Here is a 22,046-nt window from a genome sequence, read left to right as displayed (position 1 = left end):
CACTTAATCAACGCCGATAAGTATAATTATAATAATTAATTAGCCCGGATAGGAAGTGTTCACAATCATCAATCCGAGTTCTAAAACTATCGTGTCGCGCATAAAAGCCCCCAATAAATTTCGATGGCGCATAGAGATACATCGCAATTTCCGGTAAGAAGCTCCCAGTCGTCACTTCGTATTCCGCACGATACTTCAGCGCTTGTCGCAACCGCCGCAAATTATACGGCGCTAACAAGTCATCGTTTCCGCTAGCTTTGACCATATCCGTCATTTTTACGGCCGCATCCAACAATTCTAGTAAAGTCGGATAGGTCGTTTCCCGTTCTTCGATAAATTTCAGGTGGATAAAAACATTTTTTAACCCCAGCGCCATATATTGACGATTATCCGGAAAGACCTGTAAAGCCTCATTAATTGCATATGAGATCCAGTGATCATGGTAGCGGCCGTAATCATTGGCAACCATGAAGTCCAAGATTTGTTTAACGAGTGCTAAAACGTCATCATCCTTCGTTAATTCATATAATCTTGCCAGGCCGAAGACCACTTCACCTTCATAATAAATAATCCGGTAAGCGGCCTTCAAAGTTAAATCTGGATTCAAAACATGGACCAATTTACCGTCCGTCCCAATAAAATGGGGCACACCACGAAAGGCTTGCATTAGCACCGCTTTGAACGTGTCATCACCAGTCACCGCCTGATATTTGCTCAGTGTCAACATTAGTAACGCCTGACCACCGAGCTTTAATTCACCATTATCATTGATAAAAATGGCGTCATCAACAACGATCGTGGCATTTTCTAAGCCCCACTGAATCGCTTGTTTGATTTTGGCGTAGTCTGCTGTTCGATCCGTAAATTCAATAGCCTCTAGTAACGCATATAATGAAGAAAAATGACGGACACAGTTGTAGCCAGTTAACACCCGTTGACGACTTGGAAAATAGCCATAAATGAATTCACCGGTTGGTTTCAACTGATTGATCAAAAAACGCTCGCCGTCATCAATAGTTTGTTTGATTTCAGCCTCCGGATCGGCTAAAACGCGAATTCCCTTAGCACAAGTCTCCGTAGTCGCTAACGGCCAAATCTGACCACCAGTTGTGAAAATTCCAGCCGTTGTAAAAGTCCAAATCGATGCCATTTTAGTTACGTCCACCGCTAACTCACCGTCTCGTCGTTTTAAATACGGCACCACCCGGTCATAGTCGACCCAAGCTTTAGCCGAGTTCCGACCAATTCGATGACTCTTGCTCGGTCGGAACATGGCTTGCCCATTAATCTCCATTTCCAGTAAAGCCGTCCTAAAATCAGCATCAAAACTAATCCCATCTCGCCAATAATTCATTCGCGCCACTTTGGCTAACCGTGCTTCAAACTGCGGGCGTGATAATTTCTGGATAGCCTGCACGACTTCAATACGAACCCAGGCATTTTGAGCTGTTTTCGCCAAGGTTGCTGCTACTATTTGCCAAGCCGCGCTAAAGGTTGGCTGGCGAATAAAGTCGACTTTCGCACGTTGACGCCGATCAGATACCGATAAAACCAAGGTGACCGTTTGCGTACTCGGATCGTCTAAATCCCCTAGCTTTCTGACTGATTGTTTCAATTGATTAATTGCCATTCGTTGCAACTGAACATTCACACCTTTCCCTTTTTTGGTTTATCCCGTATGTATGCCAGAACGGGGCATCCCCCGCTCTGACGGCTAACTACAATTTACCACCTAAACGATTAACTTATGTGTCAAAACATCTATAAAATTATTAATGTTTTGAGATTTTATTTTGAAGATAGTTTAACTAGAACTGTTTCAGCACTATCTCGGCAATAAATTGATCTATTTTGGTTGATCTTCTTTCTTGAAAGCTCGACCAAGCAAAGCTGCTAAACTGCTAAGTCCTAGCAAGACTGCACCAGCAACTGTCGCTGGATTAGCACTAGCCTCATTAGTTTGTGGCAAGTTGTTCGTCGCTCCAAGTTGACTCTTGCTATTGCTGGTTAACTGATCAGCCGCAGTCGTCGTATCATCAGCGGACACCGCAGTGGTTGTAGCCGTACCATTATTGGTACTACTATTGGCCCCATTGCTTTGATTGCCTGAATTGATTGCGTCACCAGCAGATTCTGAACCAGAACCACTGTTAGAACCGCCATTACCATTTGACCCATTGTCCGAGTCACCAGTATTGATCGTATCTCCATCGGAATCAGAGTCCGTGTCGGTATTGGTGTCTGTGTCCGAGTCAGTATCCGTATCGGTATCTGAGTCAGTATCCGTGTCTGTATCTGTGTCCGTATCGGTATCAGTATCTGTGTCCGTATCGGTATCAGTATCAGTATCGGTATCAGTGTCCGTATCTGAATCGGTATCAGTGTCGGTATCTGTATCTGAATCGGTATCGGTATCTGAATCGGTATCTGAGTCAGTATCGGTGTCGGTATCGGTATCAGTGTCGGTATCTGAATCGGTATCCGTATCTGTGTCTGTATCGGTATCTGTGTCTGTATCGGTGTCCGTATCTGTGTCCGTATCAGTATCCGTGTCAGTATCCGTATCAGTATCCGTATCAGTATCTGAGTCAGTATCAGTATCCGTGTCAGTATCCGTATCTGAGTCCGTGTCCGTATCCGTATCAGTATCTGTGTCCGTATCGGTATCTGAGTCCGTGTCGGTATCGGTATCCGTGTCAGTATCTGAATCGGTATCCGTGTCAGTATCCGTGTCAGTATCTGTATCCGTATCCGTATCCGTGTCCGTATCTGAGTCCGTATCGGTATCCGTGTCGGTATCCGTGTCCGTATCTGAATCGGTATCCGTATCGGTATCCGTATCCGTATCGGTGTCGGTATCTGTGTCCGTATCTGAGTCCGTATCGGTATCCGTATCCGTATCAGTATCGGTATCGGTATCCGTGTCGGTATCCGTATCAGTGTCAGTATCTGTATCCGTGTCTGAATCGGTATCAGTATCCGTGTCGGTATCCGTATCCGTATCAGTATCCGTGTCAGTATCAGTATCCGTGTCAGTATCAGTATCCGTGTCGGTATCCGTATCAGTATCGGTATCCGTGTCGGTGTCAGTATCGGTATCCGTGTCAGTATCAGTATCCGTGTCGGTATCCGTATCAGTATCCGTGTCAGTATCAGTATCCGTGTCAGTATCCGTGTCGGTATCCGTATCAGTATCCGTGTCTGAATCGGTATCAGTATCTGTGTCGGTATCTGAATCCGTATCTGTGTCGGTATCTGAGTCAGTATCTGTGTCGGTATCCGTATCGGTATCGGTATCCGTGTCAGTATCGGTATCAGTGTCCGTGTCAGTATCTGAATCGGTATCAGTATCAGTATCTGTGTCAGTATCCGTGTCAGTATCCGTGTCAGTATCTGAATCGGTATCAGTATCAGTGTCGGTGTCCGTATCTGTGTCAGTATCGGTGTCCGTATCAGTATCGGTATCCGTGTCCGTATCTGTGTCCGTATCAGTATCCGTGTCAGTATCGGTATCCGTATCGGTGTCAGTATCGGTATCAGTGTCGGTATCGGTATCTGAGTCCGTATCCGTATCTGAATCGGTATCTGTATCCGTGTCTGTATCCGTATCAGTGTCTGAATCGGTATCAGTATCCGTGTCCGTGTCGGTATCTGTATCGGTATCGGTATCGGTGTCAGTATCCGTATCTGAGTCAGTGTCAGTGTCAGTATCCGTATCTGTGTCCGTGTCAGTATCCGTATCTGAGTCAGTGTCAGTGTCAGTATCCGTATCTGTGTCTGAATCGGTATCCGTATCAGTATCTGAATCGGTATCAGTGTCAGTATCCGTGTCGGTATCCGTATCGGTATCCGTGTCTGAATCGGTATCAGTATCAGTATCCGTGTCTGAATCGGTATCTGTGTCGGTATCCGTATCTGAGTCAGTGTCAGTATCCGTATCGGTATCGGTATCAGTATCAGTATCCGTATCGGTATCAGTATCCGTGTCGGTATCCGTATCCGTATCTGTGTCCGTGTCAGTATCGGTATCCGTGTCAGTATCGGTATCCGTGTCAGTATCCGTATCAGTATCAGTATCCGTATCCGTATCCGTATCTGTGTCCGTATCAGTATCCGTATCGGTATCTGAGTCCGTGTCTGTATCGGTATCCGTGTCCGTGTCCGTATCGGTATCAGTATCGGTGTCCGTATCGGTATCCGTATCCGTATCCGTGTCCGTATCGGTATCCGTATCCGTGTCTGTATCCGTATCCGTGTCTGTATCCGTATCCGTGTCGGTGTCGGTATCCGTATCGGTATCGGTATCCGTGTCCGTGTCCGTATCGGTATCGGTATCGGTATCGGTATCCGTGTCGGTATCTGTATCCGTATCCGTGTCGGTATCCGTATCCGTGTCAGTATCTGAATCAGTATCCGTATCCGTGTCTGAATCGGTATCAGTGTCGGTATCCGTATCCGTGTCGGTATCGGTATCAGTGTCCGTATCCGTGTCCGTATCCGTATCCGTGTCAGTATCCGTGTCGGTATCTGTGTCTGAATCCGTATCCGTATCCGTGTCGGTATCTGTATCTGTATCCGTGTCAGTATCTGTATCTGTATCCGTGTCAGTATCTGTATCTGAGTCAGTATCCGTATCAGTATCCGTATCGGTATCCGTGTCAGTATCTGTATCTGTATCCGTGTCGGTGTCCGTGTCAGTATCTGAATCTGTATCTGTATCTGTATCTGTATCTGTATCTGTATCTGTATCTGTATCTGTATCTGTATCTGTATCTGTATCTGTATCTGTATCCGTATCGGTATCGGTATCCGTATCGGTATCCGTATCGGTATCGGTATCCGTATCGGTATCGGTATCGGTATCCGTATCGGTGTCAGTATCTGAATCGGTATCCGTGTCAGTGTCAGTGTCAGTATCGGTATCGGTATCGGTATCTGAGTCCGTGTCGGTATCAGTATCAGTATCCGTATCAGTATCGGTATCAGTGTCGGTATCAGTATCGGTATCGGTATCAGTATCGGTATCGGTATCGGTATCGGTATCGGTATCGGTATCGGTATCGGTATCGGTATCGGTATCGGTATCGGTATCAGTATCTGAATCAGTATCTGAATCAGCGTCTGTATCGGTATCAGACTGATCACCCGCAGCTAAAGCGGCATAATATCCTGCCTTATCAGCAGCACTTGATGCTTTCTTTTTAGCTGACGAGGCAGCTGAGGCAGCTTCTTTAGCAGCTTGAGCATGGCTCGAAGCGGCTGAATTATCATTGGCTGCTTCAGCTGAATCCGCATTCGCCGCCGCAGTACTTGCAGCAGCCTCAGCTGAATTTGCTTCGCTAGCAGCGTCGGCAGCTTCACTGGCGGCAGTCGCTGCTTCGGCAGCATACGATGCTGAGCTAGAGCTTTGATTGGTATATTGACTTGCCACATCCGCATAAGAACTAGCAATTTCACCATACGAGTCAGCAGCACTGGCGTGATCCGCAGCTTCACTAGCGGCTGAACTAGCAGCTGAGGTTTGGGTGGCATCAACGGTTAAATAAGCACGGCCAAGCGTAATTGTTTGCGTGCTGGTTGTCCCATCGGTGGTGACACTTTCCGTCACAACTAAATAGTAATAGCCTGATTGACCCAAAGTAATATTTTTAAGATCCAAGTATGAGTTAGTTTGACCATCAAGGGCTGTTCCAGTCCCATCGGCAGTCGCAGAATAATACCATTGATACGTTGCATCAGAATCAGAACTAGTGGTGTTGCCTTCTGGAACCCAAGTTAAATCATCACCAGTTGAAACTTCTTTGTCGCTTAAGCCATTACCCACTGTAATAGTTTTCGATGATGAGTAAGTGGAACCATCCGCATTCGTAATCGTTACCGTAATCGTGGTCGTCCCATTACCAACCGCCGTGACTAACCCAGTACCATCAACGGTCGCAACATTGGTATTACTACTTGACCAAGTTATTTCACCCGTCGCGTTATCAGGGTTCGTCGTTGCCGTATATTGACCGGTAACATCTGAATCGCCTGAGCCATCAGTTGGTAAGACAATATAGTCATTCCCATTGACGGAAATATCGGTCGCTGGAATATCACTGTCGTACACATCGACTTCGGCTAAATTACTACCCCAGTTATAAAATAGATAGGCGCCAAGATTGCCATACTGCGTGTAGGCTTGGAAAATCATCGTCCCAGTAAAATCACTGGCAATGGTTGCCGTCAAAGTACTGTTATTTGAGGCAGCTTTATTACTACCAGTAGCGGATTGACTCGTTAAATAACCCGCCGTAACCGCATCAGCCACTGACATCCAAGTACCATTAACTTGTACATACCAAGACGTCTTGCTCCCAGTATTGATTGCGCCTAACCCAGTTGCTGAAGCGACTGATAAAGTAATAGTGTTACCAGACTTCGTTGACGTCACTGCAGCTGGCTGAGTGGTAAAGCCACCGGAAACAACAATGCCCCAAATACTGCTAGCATCGCCGGCTTCACTATATTTTGGATTAGATAAGTCATTTGAATAAGCCACTGCACTGGTCGCGGCGTCAGTCCCAGCACTTGCTGCTGAATTGGCAGCTGCTGCATAAGAAGTCGCATCATCGGTCGCCGTGCTAGCCAGGTTGACATACGAACTGGCATCCGCAAAATTACCCGCTGCAACTGCACTTGAAGCTAAAGTCATGTAACTTGTCGCCATTGAGGCTGACGCATTCGCTTCCGCCGCCGCACTTGCAGCATCGGTCGCGTGATTCTGGGTTGCTGAAACATAAGATGATCCTAACGCTGTGTTGCTAGTTGTCGCTGAAGCAATTGAATTTGCCGTTGAGCTCGCGATGGCGGCCGCAGAAGAAGCATCGGAAGCGGCATTCAGTGCATCTTGAGCGACTGAATTATAGTAAGTCGTTTCCGTATTAACAATGGTTGCGGTCAACGCTGCGGCTGCACTGGTCGCGGCGGTCAATTGTTCCGTTGCTAAGGACAAGCCCAATGAAGCATAGCTTTGTTGTCGCGCAGCATTAGCGTAATCGCCGTTAGCCGCATAAGAGTTGGCTAAACTTGAGGCATTCGCGGCGTACGCAGCATACGAACTTGCGGCATAAGCAGCTGAACTAGCGGCCGTTGAATAGTCATCGGTCCCCGCATTAAAATTAGCGCCTGAAGTATAAGCGTTAGCTGCATCATTGGCATGTGAAGAAGCCAGCGATGCTTGTTTTTGAGCCGCGGCCGCCGCAGAAGAAGCGGCATTCGCATAGCTTGAAGCCAAGTAATCTCCCGCTTCAGTCCCACCATCTTCATCAACAGCTTGATTCAATGATTCAGTGATGGCACTTAATGCTGCTGACGTAGCCGTGCTACCTAATGCGGCATATGAACTCGCCGCAGCCGCATAGCTGGCCGCCGCAGTAGCGTAGGAACTGGCCGTAACATAGTCACCCGTTGTTTCATAACCAGCAACTTGGTCAGAGGACACTTGCGCAGCACTTGCTGCACCCGAAGCTAATTGGGCATACGAGCTGGCATTGTTATAAGCTGAATTGGCTTGACTAGCGTAATAACTCGCTAATGATCCACTTAAATTCGCACTAGAACTTGCCGCTGAAATCGCGCTGCTAGCCAAATCGGCATTAGAACTCGCTCCTGAGGCATAGCTATTTGCTAAACTGGCTGAACTGCTAGCTTGTTCATCGTAAGACCCATTCGGATCAGTCACGACAATCGTGATCACATCTGATGAAGCCGTATAATTTTGTGAGCTCAATAAATAAGTCTTTTTACCAGAAACGGTCGCTTGGAAATAATAAGTTCCAGCTTCGCTCATCGCATAAGATAAATAAGCTGTCCCATCGCTATCAATTTGGGTCCAAGTCTTACCATCCGTTGAAACGTACCAAACATAAGTTGCGGTACTGATCTTGTACTGGATTGCCAAAGCGCCAGAACCGTTAACTGCTTCAACTGATCCAACAACTTTAGCATTACCACCCACCGTAACGGTTTCAGTACTAGTTGTTAAGGTCGATGAGGCCCCCGAATTAGTTGATTGTTCGCCTGAAACATCATTACTAAATTCTTTAGCCAACGTGGCGTTAGTTTGTGCTGTTGCAGCATAACTTGCTGCCTCGGCCGCAGCTGATGCCGCTACCCGAGCTAATGAATTAGCTTCTTTAGGTGACGCTTGGGTACCGGTGTAAGTCGCCGCATCACTCGCAGCAGTTGTCGCATCAGTCACTGATGAACTAGCACTGGTCGTATCATTTGCCGCCGAAGAAGCTGCATCAGAAATTGCCGTCGAATTAGCATAAGTCGCTGACGACTGAGCCGTTTCATTGGCAGCGGCCACTGCAGAATTATTGCTAATGGCAGTATTCATTTGATCGGTTGCTACTGAATAAGCCGTACTACCGGCCGTGTAATCATTAGCCGTGGCAGCATCAACGGCTGCTAAGTAAGCCGACGAAGCAACGGTTGCGGCAGCTACTGCAGCTGATGCCGCAGTCGATGCCGTCACAGCTGCCCCACTCGCAACCGCGTAGGCTGAAGAAACCGTTGCATTATTCTTGTCATACTGCATAGCAAGATAAGCACTGTTGGCAGCTTCAGTCGCGGCATTGGCGGCACTAGTTGCGGCCGTTGCGGCTGAACTGGCAGCGGCATAAGTACTACTTGCTAAGCTAACCATGCCAGAAGTTGCGGCAGTTTTGGCCGTATCTGTTGCCGATGAGGCAATTACGGCATACGAACTCGCCGCAGCTGCCGCTGAAGCAGCCGCAGTTGAAGCAGCGGCATAATCAATCGCATTGCCGGCTACTGAACCAACACCATCTTCGTTCGCATTCAAATACATATTCGCTAAACTATTATAATGATTAGCTAGTGCAGCACTATTTAACGCGGCTTGATAGGCACTTGAAGCCGCACTTAACGCATTTTGTGTCTCTAAAGTGTTCACTAAGTTAGCATACGAACTGGCTTCTGAGGCGTATGATGAGGCCAAAGTTGCGGATGAAGCGGCAGCATTAGCGGCTGTACTATCCGTATTATTAGAATCGGTTGAGGCTTCATAAGCCTGAACTGCCGTGATCGTAGCGTTAGTCGTGGCAGCGGCTGTTGAAGTCAGGTCCGCTAAACTGCTAGGCCCAGTTTCACGGTTCGTTGCAGTACTGCTAGCTTCACTACTCTGACTTGCAGTACTTGAGGCTGTACTACTTGTAGCTGAGCTACTATTAGTCGCAGTGCTCGATGCTGAACTGCTGGTGCTGGCTTCAGAGCTGGTATTGGTCGCAGTGCTTGATGCTGTACTACTTGCAGCCGAACTACTATCGGTCGCAGTGCTCGAAGCTGAACTGCTGGCTTCAGAGCTAGTATCAGTCGCAGTACTTGAAGCTGAACTGCTGGCTTCAGAACTAGTATCAGTCGCAGTACTTGACGCCGAGCTACTTGCGTTTGAACTGCTAGTCGCTGAACTGCTGGCTTCAGAGCTGCTAGCAGTGCTGGCAGCTAAGGTTGCTGCGGCGGCATAGTCTGTTGCTTCGGTACTGGCAGAACTGCTATCTGAACTACTGGAGCTGCTGGAAGCGGTCACCGTACTGGTGGTATCGGCTTGTGCTGCAGTATCCGCATGTGAGACAAGCATGCTTCCGGTCAAGGCAAAGGATGCCATAGTCATAAAGACCCAAGTCCGACCAACCTTAAACATTTTGTAGCGCAGTTTAGGGTCACCCTTAAACGCCTTATTCTGTAAAAACTTCACGATGATGCCTTCTTTCTAGATTTCAAAAAACATTGATTATTTAGATTACTAACGAAGTAGATTGCCAATTGTTACCGGTTATCGTCAAATTGTTAACGGTATTTTATGGTGACTGACGTTCCAAGTTAACATTGTTAATCATTTTCGCAAACCTCATAATACATCAATTATTTGATAATCCAACTGAGCATATTTAGGCCGTTGTATTAATAATCGTGCAATTTATTTTTGAATATTATATATAAATAATATGCTAATAAGACTGATTAACAGGTTTAATGAAACGAACATTGTTGGCTATTTCCATGATTGCTAATCCCTTTAATTCAATGTTTCAACAATATTTTGATCACCAACAGGCCATGTTGATTAACTCATGTTAACCACCACTTCACTAAATTATTTCATTTTGTTTCATAACTGACTGAATCAGTTTATAAGCAACTGGTATTGGTTAAAGTTGATTTGTTGATAAGCTGTTCACAACAGTTTATTTCAAATAAAATTATTTCTAAATAAAACGTTCTTCATATTTTCGTCACAAGCTTCACACTTTATTCAAAAATAGGCGAGTCTGAGGCAAACCCCTGACTCGCCTCAAAAAGGGTAGTTCTGAGAAATCAGCCGATTTCCCAGAACTACCCTTTTGTAAACTTATGTACACACAGAGATGACGATTCCTTGTTAGCCATCTCCATATTTGCGCTCTTTTGATACTGTCATCAACGCCGCCATGGTCGCATGCTGAAAAGTAGCAATTAAGTCGTGCACTTCGTTCAACGTTTCCTGCTGGCCACCCAATAACCACTCCCGCCAAATTGCATACACTCCGGCGCTCATAAATTGAGTCCAGTAACGTTGCTGTGTCTGACTAATCCCCTGCCAATGCATATTTTGACGGTAAAACGCTACCATATTTTCGTTAAAAATCTGACGGATAATGTGTTCAAAACCTCGGTCCACTGCCAAACGCATTGTCGCCGCAAAGTTTACAAAGAACTGATCCATTGCCGTCAGCTTATCGTCGTGTGCGACTCCAGTCAAGACGTCGTTAAACCGACTCGCAATCGCCGGTCGAAAGTATCCTACTAACACGTCGTCGAGGGTTTCAAAGTTCCGATAAAACGCCATCCGACTGACCCCGGCACGCTTTACAACTTGTGTGACGGTAATCACATTTAAATCTTTTGTTTCCAATAGTTGTAACAGTGCCGTCGTTAAATAATCTCTTGAATCCTGCTTGATTGACTGTGCGTGATTTGTCGCTGCCATTACAATTCCTCCCATTTGTCACAGATGCCCGCAATTGACTTGTTTGCCGATTAATTTCATTGTAGGATGTTTCCACAGACGTTACAAGTGTAACGAAAAATTTGGAGGCTTAATTTATGAAAAAACAATTAGTTGTCGTTACTGGTGGTAGTGGTTTTATTGCGGTCCATATCATTTTACAATTGCTACAACAAGGTTACGCGGTCCGCACCACTGTCCGTTCACTAAAGAAAGTGGCTTTAATCCACCAAATGTTAACAACCGGCGGGGTTTCTGATTTCACCGACTTAGAAGTCGTTTCCGCCGACCTCACCTCCAATCAGAATTGGGATCAGGTTATGCAAGGTGCCACCTACGTGATGCAAGTCGCTTCACCGACGCCCACGCTGAACTTCAAAAATGAAGACGAGATGATTCGTCCAGCTGTTGATGGTGTTTTACGGGTCTTAAAAGCGGCCCGCAACGCGAACGTTAAACGGGTCGTCTTAACCTCTGCTTACGGTGCCATCTTTGCAGGTCACCCCAATCGAACCACACCATACACAGAAGCGGATTGGTCTGACCTATCAGCCAAAAATATTCATCCGTATCAAAAATCCAAAACACTGTCGGAACAAGCGGCATGGGAATTCATCCAAAAAGACGGCCGTGGGTTAGAGTTAGCCAGCGTTAATCCCGTTGGTGTGATGGGACCCGTTTTAGCCAACGATTATTCCCACTCTAACATTCAAATCGAAGACTTGCTGACCGGAAAAATCAAATCCGTTCCCAAAGTTGACTCGGGTTACGTTGATGTCCGCGACGTAGCTAGTTTGCACCTCTTAGCAATGACTCAACCACAAGCCAAAGGTGAACGTTTCTTAGCAACCACGGGAGAGACTTTATCTATGTTGGACGTCGCAGCTATTTTACGCGCCCACTTTCCCGCGTTTGCCAATCAGTTGCCAACCAAAGAATTACCTAACATTGCCGTTAAGGTAGCCGCGATGACTAAGCCCTACTTAAAAATGGTAGCGGGACTAGTGGGGACTTATGCCGAAACCAGTAACCATAAAGCCGTTACCGAATTAGATTGGCACCCCCGCTCCGCTGCCACAGCCATTATCGCAACGGCGCAGTCGATGATTGATTTAGGAATCGTCACTGCTCCTAAAAGGCAATAAACCTAAATGACTTAATTTCAGTGATTAAAAACGAGAACGAGCCCAAAGGCGGTTAGTTTACGAGCATCAACGTGGAATCAGCGGCATAAACTGTCTTTTCACGCACATTTCGACGCTAATATTAGAAAAGACTTGCAGTTATCCTGCAAGTCTCTTTTTGACTCTTGTTCCAAACGCTATTGCTTAAACTTGTTTTAGATCTCACTGGGCTCATCAGGAACTAATTGAATCAATGGTTGCCCAAAATTAACTTCATCACCATTCTTGACGAGTAAGGCTTTAACTTGCCCAGCTTGCTTCGCAACTACCGGCCGCATCATTTGCATCGCTTGGATCAGCCCAACTTGTTGACCCACGCTCACTTGATCACCAACGCTGACGTATGGTGCTTCTTCTGATGAATGGGCCTGATAGAAGATCCCAACCACGGGCGCCGTAATGCAGTCCGCTGGATCAATGGTTACTTCGGTTGGTGCTAGAGCTGGTGTGCTAACCGGTGTTGGCGCCGCTGCCGAAACAGCCGGGGTACTCACTGGTTCGGGCGTTGGCGCGACTGGTGCCGCACTGGCTGCGGGAACATTCGGCATAGGTGTTGGCTGAGTCGTCACAACTGGTTTGCCATGACCTTTTTTACCCATTTGAATTTCAAAGTCTTGATCACGATATTCAAAATTGGTTAAATTACTCTGTTCAAACTTATCCATTAATTGATAAACTTGCTTTAAATCCATCAAACAACCCTCCAATAATTTACAACTATTATTATAGCGCTAAGTGTAGCGCAGGATTGTTGTGGAAATGTGAAGCCTTGATTAAGATTTTCTCAACATTACGCTGAAGCCAAGTCGCGCGCGGTTGCCGCTAGTTTAAATGAAAATAATGGCGCCGGTGATTTACCAGCAGTTGCATAGGCTAAGACCGCATCGACGTGATCCAGTTGCATCAGCCGATTATCCAGCTGCCAAAGATCACGTTGATAATAATCATGACAATACTGGATTAGATTCGTCAAGAAATTGCCGATAGCTTCATTAATTGTGTCACCACGGCCATCAACACCCCAAAAATCAGTCGATTCTAACCAATAACGCTGTTCTGACAACTCACGATAACGGCCCGCCTCATGGATTAATACTAAACGTGGTTTCATTGCCAGTCCCCCTTTAACTTATTGCAACATCCTACGTCACAAAAGATAACATCAGCTGTGGACGCTGACAATAGTAAACGACCAACCGGTTTGAAATTAAGGTTCTTAACTGTCGTCACCTTAATTTGAAAACAAGTTAGTCGTTTTTCTTAAGATTATAAACCACGTTCTTTGTTCAAAAAGTAGCCATGATGTTGAATATCCTGTTGCAAATCAGCCATCGTAAATTGATGGTAGTACGCCCGATATTGACGATCGGCGACGGTAAATAAATCCGTTAACGTCTCACTAATATTGGCGGCAATTGGGGACTGCTCCGCTTCATCATCCGTCTCTGAATGACCGGTAATGAAGCGCGCGTAGCTAATCGTTGGCGGAATCGTCAGATCGTACAGATCGCCTAGGTTCATTTCAGCTAAGTCTTTTTCAAGTTGGTAACCGCCATTCTTGCCGACGGTCCCAATCAAATACCCTTGCTTATGTAAAACCGATAAAATATTACGAATCATCACGGGGTTTAAATGTAACGATAGCGCCAGTTCCCGGCTGGATACCTTATTAGGCCGATGCGCATCCAAATATAATAAACTGTGCACCGCCACTGAAAAATCAAGTTTCATAATAATCTCTCCCGCAATCCATGAATTAACTCTAGTTTACCACCAGCTGTAACTATTATCATTTCAATTAGCTTTCAAGTTACGTTATAATGCGCTCAGGAGGCTTTTTATGACAACTGAACTCAGTGCGGCGACCTTCAAACTAGCAGATCAAGCTGCTTTGTCACCTGCACAACAACAATTGGAACAAACTTTACTAACCTTTATTCGCGAGCACCGCACCCAGCCGAAAACGGGGCTTTTTGTCATTCACGGCGATGCCGGCACTGGTAAAAGTGCCGTTTTAGCGGCGGCCTTCAGTCGACTGCAAGCGTTGAGTCGGAGTCAAACACCCAACGACTTGCAAGGAACCCATAACTATCTCGTTGTTAACCATAACGAAATGCTAAAGATTTATAAGCGACTGGCCGGTGACGAACCAGACTTGCGCAAAAAAGACTTTCAAAAGCCCACACCACTTATCAATCGGCTGGCTAAAACGACCGAACCAGCTGACGTCGTCTTTATTGATGAGGCGCACTTACTCCTGACCCAGCCGGATCGCTATAATAAATTCACGGGTCATAATCAACTGGCCGAGATTATCAAGCATAGTCGTGTCGTGGTGTTAGTCTTTGATACCCATCAAGTGTTAAAACTGAAAAGCTACTGGCAAGCGAGTGACTTACAGCCATTTTTAGCCCAATACCCGCATCAAACGTTTAACTTAGATGAACAATTTCGCGTCACGGGGAATGCTCAGGTCGTCAATTGGATCGATCAGTTTACCCAAGGCCGACTGTTGCCCAAACCACATGACCCCAAATTCGACTTTCGAATTTTTGCCGATGGTCAACCCATGTATGATCTTATCCGCCAACGTGATCAGCAAGTCCAGCTGTCGCGCATGATTGCCACCGCTGATTTCCCGTACGTGGTCAATCATGGCACTTGGTACGTGACGGCTGGTCAACTTAAATTACCGTGGGATAAAGTGAATTTGACGGATGATCCTTGGGCACTGCGACCAGAGACCTTGGATGAAGTGGGATCAATCTACACCATTCAAGGCTTTGATCTGAACTATGCCGGCGTCATTCTTGGGCCATCCGTTGGTTATGATGCCGCCACCGACACCATCGTCGTTCACCCTGAGCGTTACGAAGATCAGGAAGCTTTCAAAAAACGCGATGATCTCGGTCAGTTGGACCCGTTGAAGTCACAACTTATCTTCAATTCGATCAACGTCCTCATGAAGCGTGGCCGCTATGGGCTTTATTTATATGCGGTCGACCCCGCACTACGTCAACGGTTATTAGCGTTATAATTAACCATAATTGTAAGAGGAGGGATTTTTATGAAAGTTTCCATTCCAACTGAAAACGGTGCGCTCGCAGCACAATATTCCAAGCAAGCCACCGCAGACCAACAATACAAGGGACACCCAATCATTTCATTTCCAGTGCAAATTGCCGATGTTCCCACTGGCACCCAATCCTTAGCCTTCGTTTTTTACGATGACGATGCGATTCCGGTCGGTGGCTTTACTTGGATTCATTGGATTGCCGCAAATTTACCGGCTGACACGACGGCCATTCCAGCCAATGCCAGTCAAACCGGTGTCATTCCAATGATTCAAGGAAACAACTCGACTGCTGGCGGTTATACCGGCGAAACAGATCTGAAAGTGACGCAACATTACGTGGGGCCATATCCACCAGATCAAGATCATGATTATACCTTTAAACTTTACGCTTTAGATACGCAATTACCACTATCGGCTGGCTACTGGTTAAACAACTTTTACAAAGCCAGTGCCGGTCACATCCTCGCCACCGCCCAAACTGTGGTCGTGGGTAAAAAGTGACTTTTAAACTCGTTGTCAAAAACAATTGGCAACGAGCTTTATTTATTTATGGAATTATTTCATAGCTATTTTTGTTATCAGATTGATTTATAATCTTGATAGTTATCATTACATATGACCTGAATTTAAATTTAGCTTGTGATATAATCGAAAACATTGTTGCTAAATAAATAACTTTTTTATATCAAATGCCATACAGGAGGAAACTTGTTTTATATGTCTTTGAAGAAAACTGAATTGCGCGACTACTTAGTTGGCTTTGCACTCGTCTTAACGATGGTTGGCGTGGCCACTTGGTTACACGATTACGAAATTATTTTACCCGAAATTGCGGCTTTAACGACCGGCATGTGGATCTATCATAAACAGGACTGGGTTCGTCAACCTATTAAAATTTTCTTGGCGCCCTCTGGCACGGCCGTCATTGGCTTTGTCATCAACCTATTACCGCTCAACTATCCGACAAAAGTGGTCCTAACACTCTTGCTCATCCTCGTTTTACTGCGCGGATTACGTTCGACGTTAGCGCCATCTTTTGCAACCGGCTTACTGCCAATTATCGTCAATGCCACCCACTGGTCCTTTATTGTGGCGATCTTCGCCTTCACCTTGATTTTGATGGCTGGCGTCTGGTTACGCGGTCTGCATCGCGGTATTCCAGCCGGTAAACCCCTCAACTATCGGCACATGGCCCTCTTTCTAGCAGCTGGGTCGTTGTGGACTGGCCTCGTTTGGTTGAGTGGTAATCCCCAAATGGCCGCCATTCCACCAGTACTAGTTGTCTTTTTTGAAACTTTACAACAACCAGCTTACGGCGGCAAGATGGCTCTCAAACACATTGTCGCCTTGAGTGGTGCGGCAACGATTGGCGTGCTGGTCCACCTACTCTTCGCCTCATGGCTCCTAACGACGTTAATTAGTTTACCGTTAGTCTTTATTTTATTGACTGTTTTACGACTGAAGTTGCCCGCAGCGTACGCCTTTCCGCTGCTCGCTCTCGTCTTACCTGCCAACATGTTTCGTCACCTGCCGATTGCGGCGTTGCTGGCAGCCAGCTTCTTTCTGGGCATCGTCTTTGTTTACAAGCAAGTGGCTAATCGGAGGCGCTATGCGACTGAAAGCGAATAAAAAAGCACCAGCAGCTTCCCGTAAAAACGGCGCTGTTGGTGCTTTATATTTTACTCACGACAATTAAGAATTACGCCGACGATTCTTCATCAGAACCCAGATCAATAAACCAATCAAAATAATGATGACCCCAGCTAAAATGGCAACAAGTGTCCAATTAGTTGTCTTTTCTGGTTTATACGCGGATGTCTGATTCAGCTTATTGGCTGTTTTTCTAGTAATGGTAAATGGTCTGCTCAACGTCCAATGGTATTTACCTTTTTCCGAATTAGCCTTAATATGCATCACATAGTTACCGGCCGCCAACTGTTTCGTCCCATCACCCAAGTTATAATTAAAATGACTATTTGGCGCCATGGCTAATTTACTTTTGGTTGTTTTCAATAATTGCTTAGATTGACCAACTTTAGTCACGTAACCGGTTACTTTTAGGTCATGGACCATCACTGCCCGCGAGTTCTGCAGCTTGGCCGTAATGTAGTTGCGATAATCAACTTGTTTTGCCCCCGCGGCTAATAAATTCAACTTTGGTTTGACCGTTAACTTTGCCGTTTCACGAAGTTGTAACCCTATTGTATAGCCAAATTGATTTTGAACACTTACTACTTTTTTATGCTTATCAGTGGTAACATGTTGAACCACCGCGATCGCACCCAAAGCGACCCCTGGAAACTTTTTAGCGGGAACCTTTATTTTTAAATTAACTAATACCGACTTATTTGCCGCAACCGTCAGAGTTTTCACTGGGGTCGTGGCTCGCACTAAATTGTATTGTAAAGACTGATCTGGATGCTTCCCAGTATCATTATAAATCACGTGGCCATCATCCGAAGTCGCCGCTAAATAAGTATGGACGTCGTACTCATGCGCCTTCGTATCACCATTGTTAATCCGAACAGTCACCGATTGTGTCTGGGCAGGTTTCACCAATAAGTCAAAGTAACTCACGTCTTTATCGACCTGATTGTCCGGTAAAACCGCCTGAGCACTAAAATGATTACTTTCGGCCTGTGCAGTGACGCCACCTATAATTAAACTAACTCCTGCTAAAATTCCAATTAACCAACGTTTCACGTTCCCACCCTCTCTTACTAAATTATGTATTACGGAGGCATTCCCCCGTATTTGATTCAGTCAATTGGGGCACTAACCAATTGCCAAACTAAGGTTCCTCGATACCTGCCAGCCGTCAAATTTTGTGCTGGCAGTCGTAAACTAACCGGTGCAGTTTTAGTTGGCATGACCAATGCCCAAGATTCCAACCCTTGACCAGTTTTAGCAACCAATAATGGATTGGCTTGTCGATTGATCAACTTTCCCGGACTGACCTGACGTGGTGGCCGACTCACATTACCATTGGTCGTCCGTAAATCACCATCAATCGGCCACTGTAATTGACTTTGCAATACTTTACTTCCCTGAGACAATCCAGAAGGCCGCACCGTCAACTGCCACCCAGATGGTTGTGCGCGTCGATCAGACACTTGTACCATAACCGCTGATACGGTCGGTAATAAGGTACTGGCTTGCGTGGTCGCCTGGGTTTGAAATTGTAAATCACTGACAACATCAATTGTTAAACTGTCTTTCGAACCAGTCGACGTTGCCGTCGTTGGCGGCTTGACAATCGGATTAACCACGGATGACTCACTTTTACGGGTCAGTTGAACCGTCGCTTGCGTTGTCAAAGCTTGCACCGGATTGGGTGATACAAACCAACCAACGAACAAGCCACCAGTGACTGCCAGTAAGATCCAGTACTTACTTCGTCTCAACTTGAACACCACCTAATTATCTGTGACGCTAGTTATTCTGCTGGAAATTCAGCTAATGTCCAAGTCATTGTTGCAGAATAATCACCAGAAACATTACCCGCCGGAATTTCTAGACGGATATCTTTAGCTGAGTATGAAGTATGCCAAACACCCAGCCCTTCATTTTCTACAGCTTGAAAAATTGGCTTTGGATTCTCATTTGGGTCCACTGAAAAACTAGCTGGTGGCGCTGAATTATTACTAGACTCCTCACGAGTTACAGTGCCCATATCAATAGAAAATAAAGAATTTTTTATTGTATCTGAGCCGTCCGATGTTATAAATGGTCCCATCGACACGTCAACTCTCCAACCAGTGGCAAAACCAGGATTCGCCACAACAATATCATCCTTGATAGTTGCTTCAGGCGTAAAACCTTTCGCAGTAAGTACTGTTGAACCAAAATCGAAACTAGGCGCATTAGTCAATTCAACCTTACTATCTGGATCTTGAGTTAGTCCGACGACAGCTTTAGTCGTATTACTATTATTATCAATTGTCTCTGCTTGTCCCGTCACAGGTACCGCTAACAACATCACGACACCAAATACTGCCGTTAACCCTAAACTTTTTTTCATGATTGTTGACCCCTTTTCGCCACTTGATGACCCCGCCACCAAGCCAAACACAACTAGCGATAATAAGACAATTCATATTGATTGTGGCAACATCCAGGATTTACACCGTTTCAACCTGAACACCAACTACATATCCGTAACGCTCGTTATTCTTCCGGTAAACTAGACAATGTCCAAGTCATTGTCGAAGAATAACTACCAGGCTGGTTACCACCTGGAACTGTCAAAGTGGCATTACCCTCTGAATATGAATCATGCCAAATACCCAATCCTGTATTTTTTTCAGCTTGAAGAACTACCTGTGGCTTCGGATTTACATCCACTGAAAAGTTAGTCGGATAAACTGAAGGATTTTTAGTATCTTCAGGGCTTACAATGCCATTAATAGTAAAATCAGTTGAATTTAACGTAAAACTTGTGTCGTCATCCACAAATGGTGTCGCAGATACCTCAACACGCCAACCAGTGTTCAAACTAGGATTTGCCACAGTAAGCTCATCAGTAGTCACTGGAGTAAGCGTCATCTCTTCCGCAGTAAGTACTCCGGAACCAAAATTAAAACTAGGCGCTTGTGTCAACATGATCTGACCATTTGGATCTTGAGTTAACCCAACTTCGGCTGTGGTCATACCACTATTATTATCAATCGCCGCTGCCTGTCCCGTCACAGGTAATGCCAACAACACGGCGACACCAAATACTGCTGCTAAGCCCAAACTTTTTTTCATGATTATTGACCCCTTTTCGTCGCTTGATGACCCCGCCACCAAGCCAAACCAATCGCAACTAGCAATAAACAGATGATTCCTAATAAGCTCATTACTTAAACCACGTCATTTGTTTAAAAAAGATTCATCAAGAAGTACTCTTTATAACCATTTGATTGCCGGTAACATCCAGTACTTACTTTGTTTCAACTTGAACACCACCTAATCATAATCATCTGGGGCTTCTGGTGCGTTAGTTAGTGACCAAGTCAGTGTCGAAGTATAACTACCAGCAACATTACCAGCGGGAATATTTAAACTTGCTTGGTCAGAAGCATATGTGGTCTTCCAAGCACCAATCCCAGCATTTCTATCGGCTACGAAAATCGGTTGCTCTGACGTAAGTAATGTTACTTCCATACTATTTGGTTTTGCTGATGAATTTGATTCAACAGGAGTAACACTCCCTGCTGCAAGATTGAATTTAGTATCAGCCAACGTCTTTGAACCATCTGTAAAAGGAGTTGCACTCACGTTGACCGTCCACCCGGCTCCCAAGCCAGGATTTTCTACAACAAGATCATCATCAATAGTCTGTGAATGGAGCGTTAATGAACTAGTACCAATGGGTTGTGCTCCAAAATCAATATTTGGCGCATGGGTTAATTTAACAACCTTGTTATCTGGATCTTGAGTTAAAGTAACATTTGCTGTAGTGGTATCCCCGGATTGCACTTCTGCCGCTTGGCCAACCACTGGGACTGCCAACAATGTGGCAACGCCTAAAATTGCTGCTAACCCTAAACTTTTTTTCATGATTATTGACCCCTTTTCGCCACTTGATGACCCCGCCACCAAGCCAAACCAATCGCAACTAGCAATAAACAGATGATTCCTAATAGGCTCATTACTTAAACAACGTCATTTGTTTAAAAAAGTTCATCAAGAAGTACTATTTATAACCATTTGATTGCCGGTAACACCCAATACTTACTTCGTCTCAACTTGAACACCACCTAATTATCTGTGACCCTAGTTATTCTGATGGTGTGTTAGCTAGTGTCCAAGTCAGTGTCGAAGTATAATGACCAGCAACATGACCAGCGGGGATATTTAAACTTACTTGGTCAGAAGCATACGTGGTCTTCCAAGCACCAATCCCAGCATTTTTATCGGCTACAAAAATCAGTTGATCTGACGTAAGTAATGTTACTTCCATACTATTTGGTTTTGCTGATGAATTTGCTTCAACAGGAGTAACATTTCCTGCTTTAAGAATGAATTTAGCATCAGCCAACGTCTTTGAACCATCTTCAAAAGGAGTTGCACTCACGTTGACCCGCCACCCATCTCCTAAGCCAGGATTTTCTACAACAAGATCATCATCAATATTCACTGGATTAAGCATGAATGAACTAATACCAATCTTTTGTGTTCCAAAATCAATATTTGGCGCATGGGTTAATTTAACGGCATCGTTAACTGGATCTTGCGTTAACCCAACATTTGCAGTAGTAGTATCCCCGGATTGTACTTCTGCCGCTTGGCCAACAACTGGGACTGCCAACAATGTTGCAACGCCTAAAATTGCTGCTAACCCTAAACTTTTTTTCATGATTATTGACCCCTTTTTGCCACTTGATGACCCCGCCACCAAGCCAAACCAATCGCAACTAGCAATAAACAGATGATTCCTAATAAGCTTATTAACAACCACCACTGGCTTTCGTCTGTTTGTGGTAGCGCACCAAAAATTCCCGGACTAACCGTTTTAGCCGGCGTGACTAATAACTCATATTGGCTAGTTTGACTATCAACCAGCATCATCAACCCCTCCTTGTAATACCGCGTCACGACTCTCAAAATCACTAAACTGATACGTATCATTGCACGTTTACTTATGTTCACATTAACGAACAAACACTTCAACCATTAATCTATCAGATTATCGTTTGATAAGCAACAGTTTTCGCTTAAATTTTGTAATCGGTTACATCTTCGTGCT

Annotated in this window: 17 protein-coding genes; 4 read left to right on the top strand and 13 right to left on the bottom strand. The window is 45.3% G+C overall.

Annotation, left to right across the window (positions count from 1 at the left end):
* Positions 1-7 precede the first annotated feature (7 nt).
* The 3 genes from RA086_RS01680 to RA086_RS01670 form a co-directional block, all read right to left on the bottom strand.
* The gene (locus RA086_RS01680; protein ID WP_308704393.1) at positions 8-1,630 is read right to left on the bottom strand and encodes a glycosyl transferase family 1; all 1,623 of its coding nucleotides are present in this window, start codon (positions 1,628-1,630) and stop codon (positions 8-10) included.
* A gap of 216 nt (positions 1,631-1,846) precedes the next feature.
* Positions 1,847-9,763, bottom strand: a complete 7,917-nt coding sequence (locus tag RA086_RS01675) for a KxYKxGKxW signal peptide domain-containing protein (protein ID WP_308702198.1) — start codon at positions 9,761-9,763, stop codon at positions 1,847-1,849.
* Positions 9,764-10,447: 684 nt separating this feature from the next.
* Positions 10,448-11,035, bottom strand: coding sequence for a TetR/AcrR family transcriptional regulator (locus RA086_RS01670; protein WP_308702197.1), 588 nt, complete (start codon positions 11,033-11,035; stop codon positions 10,448-10,450).
* Positions 11,036-11,151: 116 nt separating this feature from the next.
* Between RA086_RS01670 and RA086_RS01665 the strand changes: the two genes are divergently transcribed.
* Positions 11,152-12,198 (top strand): SDR family oxidoreductase, encoded by a 1,047-nt coding sequence (locus RA086_RS01665; RefSeq protein WP_308702196.1) that lies wholly within the window; start codon positions 11,152-11,154, stop codon positions 12,196-12,198.
* A gap of 194 nt (positions 12,199-12,392) precedes the next feature.
* Here RA086_RS01665 and RA086_RS01660 read toward each other — a convergent pair whose 3' ends face one another.
* The 3 genes from RA086_RS01660 to RA086_RS01650 form a co-directional block, all read right to left on the bottom strand.
* Positions 12,393-12,929, bottom strand: coding sequence for an acetyl-CoA carboxylase biotin carboxyl carrier protein (locus RA086_RS01660; protein ID WP_308702195.1), 537 nt, complete (start codon positions 12,927-12,929; stop codon positions 12,393-12,395).
* Between the two features lie 98 nt (positions 12,930-13,027).
* Complete coding sequence (locus tag RA086_RS01655) at positions 13,028-13,348, bottom strand: hypothetical protein (RefSeq protein ID WP_308702194.1); 321 nt, start codon at positions 13,346-13,348, stop codon at positions 13,028-13,030.
* 155 nt (positions 13,349-13,503) lie between these two features.
* On the bottom strand, positions 13,504-13,968 hold the full coding sequence (locus RA086_RS01650; RefSeq protein WP_308702193.1) for an RrF2 family transcriptional regulator: 465 nt from the start codon (positions 13,966-13,968) through the stop codon (positions 13,504-13,506).
* A 109-nt stretch (positions 13,969-14,077) separates the two neighbouring features.
* Here RA086_RS01650 and RA086_RS01645 point away from each other — a divergent pair, with 109 nt between their 5' ends.
* From RA086_RS01645 to RA086_RS01635, 3 genes are all read left to right on the top strand, one after another.
* Complete coding sequence (locus RA086_RS01645; RefSeq protein WP_308702192.1) at positions 14,078-15,274, top strand: DUF2075 domain-containing protein; 1,197 nt, start codon at positions 14,078-14,080, stop codon at positions 15,272-15,274.
* A gap of 30 nt (positions 15,275-15,304) precedes the next feature.
* The gene (locus RA086_RS01640; RefSeq protein ID WP_308702191.1) at positions 15,305-15,814 is read left to right on the top strand and encodes a YbhB/YbcL family Raf kinase inhibitor-like protein; all 510 of its coding nucleotides are present in this window, start codon (positions 15,305-15,307) and stop codon (positions 15,812-15,814) included.
* 216 nt (positions 15,815-16,030) lie between these two features.
* The gene (locus tag RA086_RS01635; RefSeq protein ID WP_308702190.1) at positions 16,031-16,942 is read left to right on the top strand and encodes a hypothetical protein; all 912 of its coding nucleotides are present in this window, start codon (positions 16,031-16,033) and stop codon (positions 16,940-16,942) included.
* A gap of 63 nt (positions 16,943-17,005) precedes the next feature.
* On the opposite strand, the gene RA086_RS01630 is transcribed toward RA086_RS01635, so the two are convergent.
* The 7 genes from RA086_RS01630 to RA086_RS01600 form a co-directional block, all read right to left on the bottom strand.
* Positions 17,006-18,016 carry a DUF916 and DUF3324 domain-containing protein gene (locus tag RA086_RS01630; RefSeq protein WP_308702189.1) on the bottom strand — a complete coding sequence of 337 codons (1,011 nt, stop codon included), beginning with the start codon at positions 18,014-18,016 and terminating at the stop codon, positions 17,006-17,008.
* A 56-nt stretch (positions 18,017-18,072) separates the two neighbouring features.
* Positions 18,073-18,717, bottom strand: a complete 645-nt coding sequence (locus RA086_RS01625; protein WP_308702188.1) for a WxL domain-containing protein — start codon at positions 18,715-18,717, stop codon at positions 18,073-18,075.
* Positions 18,718-18,749: 32 nt separating this feature from the next.
* Positions 18,750-19,334 carry a WxL domain-containing protein gene (locus RA086_RS01620; RefSeq protein WP_308702187.1) on the bottom strand — a complete coding sequence of 195 codons (585 nt, stop codon included), beginning with the start codon at positions 19,332-19,334 and terminating at the stop codon, positions 18,750-18,752.
* Positions 19,335-19,480: 146 nt separating this feature from the next.
* Positions 19,481-20,062: a WxL domain-containing protein gene (locus RA086_RS01615; RefSeq protein ID WP_308702186.1), complete on the bottom strand. Its 582-nt coding sequence runs from the start codon at positions 20,060-20,062 to the stop codon at positions 19,481-19,483.
* A gap of 201 nt (positions 20,063-20,263) precedes the next feature.
* On the bottom strand, positions 20,264-20,857 hold the full coding sequence (locus tag RA086_RS01610; protein ID WP_308702185.1) for a WxL domain-containing protein: 594 nt from the start codon (positions 20,855-20,857) through the stop codon (positions 20,264-20,266).
* A gap of 220 nt (positions 20,858-21,077) precedes the next feature.
* The gene (locus RA086_RS01605) at positions 21,078-21,656 is read right to left on the bottom strand and encodes a WxL domain-containing protein (protein WP_308702184.1); all 579 of its coding nucleotides are present in this window, start codon (positions 21,654-21,656) and stop codon (positions 21,078-21,080) included.
* Between the two features lie 2 nt (positions 21,657-21,658).
* Complete coding sequence (locus tag RA086_RS01600) at positions 21,659-21,928, bottom strand: LPXTG cell wall anchor domain-containing protein (protein ID WP_308702183.1); 270 nt, start codon at positions 21,926-21,928, stop codon at positions 21,659-21,661.
* Positions 21,929-22,046: the final 118 nt, after the last annotated feature.

Source organism: Lactiplantibacillus brownii (genome assembly GCF_031085375.1).
Classification (GTDB): domain Bacteria; phylum Bacillota; class Bacilli; order Lactobacillales; family Lactobacillaceae; genus Lactiplantibacillus; species Lactiplantibacillus brownii.
The sequence above is the reverse complement of the archived record's forward strand: the minus strand, read 5'-3'. Positions and strand labels throughout refer to the sequence as shown.

Coding starts and splice junctions, on each gene's coding strand:
- RA086_RS01680 (WP_308704393.1), bottom strand. CDS start 1,630: ATGGCAATTAATCAATTGAAACAATCAGTCAGAAAGCTAGGGGATTTA.
- RA086_RS01670 (WP_308702197.1), bottom strand. CDS start 11,035: ATGGCAGCGACAAATCACGCACAGTCAATCAAGCAGGATTCAAGAGAT.
- RA086_RS01665 (WP_308702196.1), top strand. CDS start 11,152: ATGAAAAAACAATTAGTTGTCGTTACTGGTGGTAGTGGTTTTATTGCG.
- RA086_RS01660 (WP_308702195.1), bottom strand. CDS start 12,929: ATGGATTTAAAGCAAGTTTATCAATTAATGGATAAGTTTGAACAGAGT.
- RA086_RS01655 (WP_308702194.1), bottom strand. CDS start 13,348: ATGAAACCACGTTTAGTATTAATCCATGAGGCGGGCCGTTATCGTGAG.
- RA086_RS01650 (WP_308702193.1), bottom strand. CDS start 13,968: ATGAAACTTGATTTTTCAGTGGCGGTGCACAGTTTATTATATTTGGAT.
- RA086_RS01645 (WP_308702192.1), top strand. CDS start 14,078: ATGACAACTGAACTCAGTGCGGCGACCTTCAAACTAGCAGATCAAGCT.
- RA086_RS01640 (WP_308702191.1), top strand. CDS start 15,305: ATGAAAGTTTCCATTCCAACTGAAAACGGTGCGCTCGCAGCACAATAT.
- RA086_RS01635 (WP_308702190.1), top strand. CDS start 16,031: ATGTCTTTGAAGAAAACTGAATTGCGCGACTACTTAGTTGGCTTTGCA.
- RA086_RS01620 (WP_308702187.1), bottom strand. CDS start 19,334: ATGAAAAAAAGTTTAGGGTTAACGGCAGTATTTGGTGTCGTGATGTTG.
- RA086_RS01615 (WP_308702186.1), bottom strand. CDS start 20,062: ATGAAAAAAAGTTTGGGCTTAGCAGCAGTATTTGGTGTCGCCGTGTTG.
- RA086_RS01610 (WP_308702185.1), bottom strand. CDS start 20,857: ATGAAAAAAAGTTTAGGGTTAGCAGCAATTTTAGGCGTTGCCACATTG.
- RA086_RS01605 (WP_308702184.1), bottom strand. CDS start 21,656: ATGAAAAAAAGTTTAGGGTTAGCAGCAATTTTAGGCGTTGCAACATTG.
- RA086_RS01600 (WP_308702183.1), bottom strand. CDS start 21,928: ATGATACGTATCAGTTTAGTGATTTTGAGAGTCGTGACGCGGTATTAC.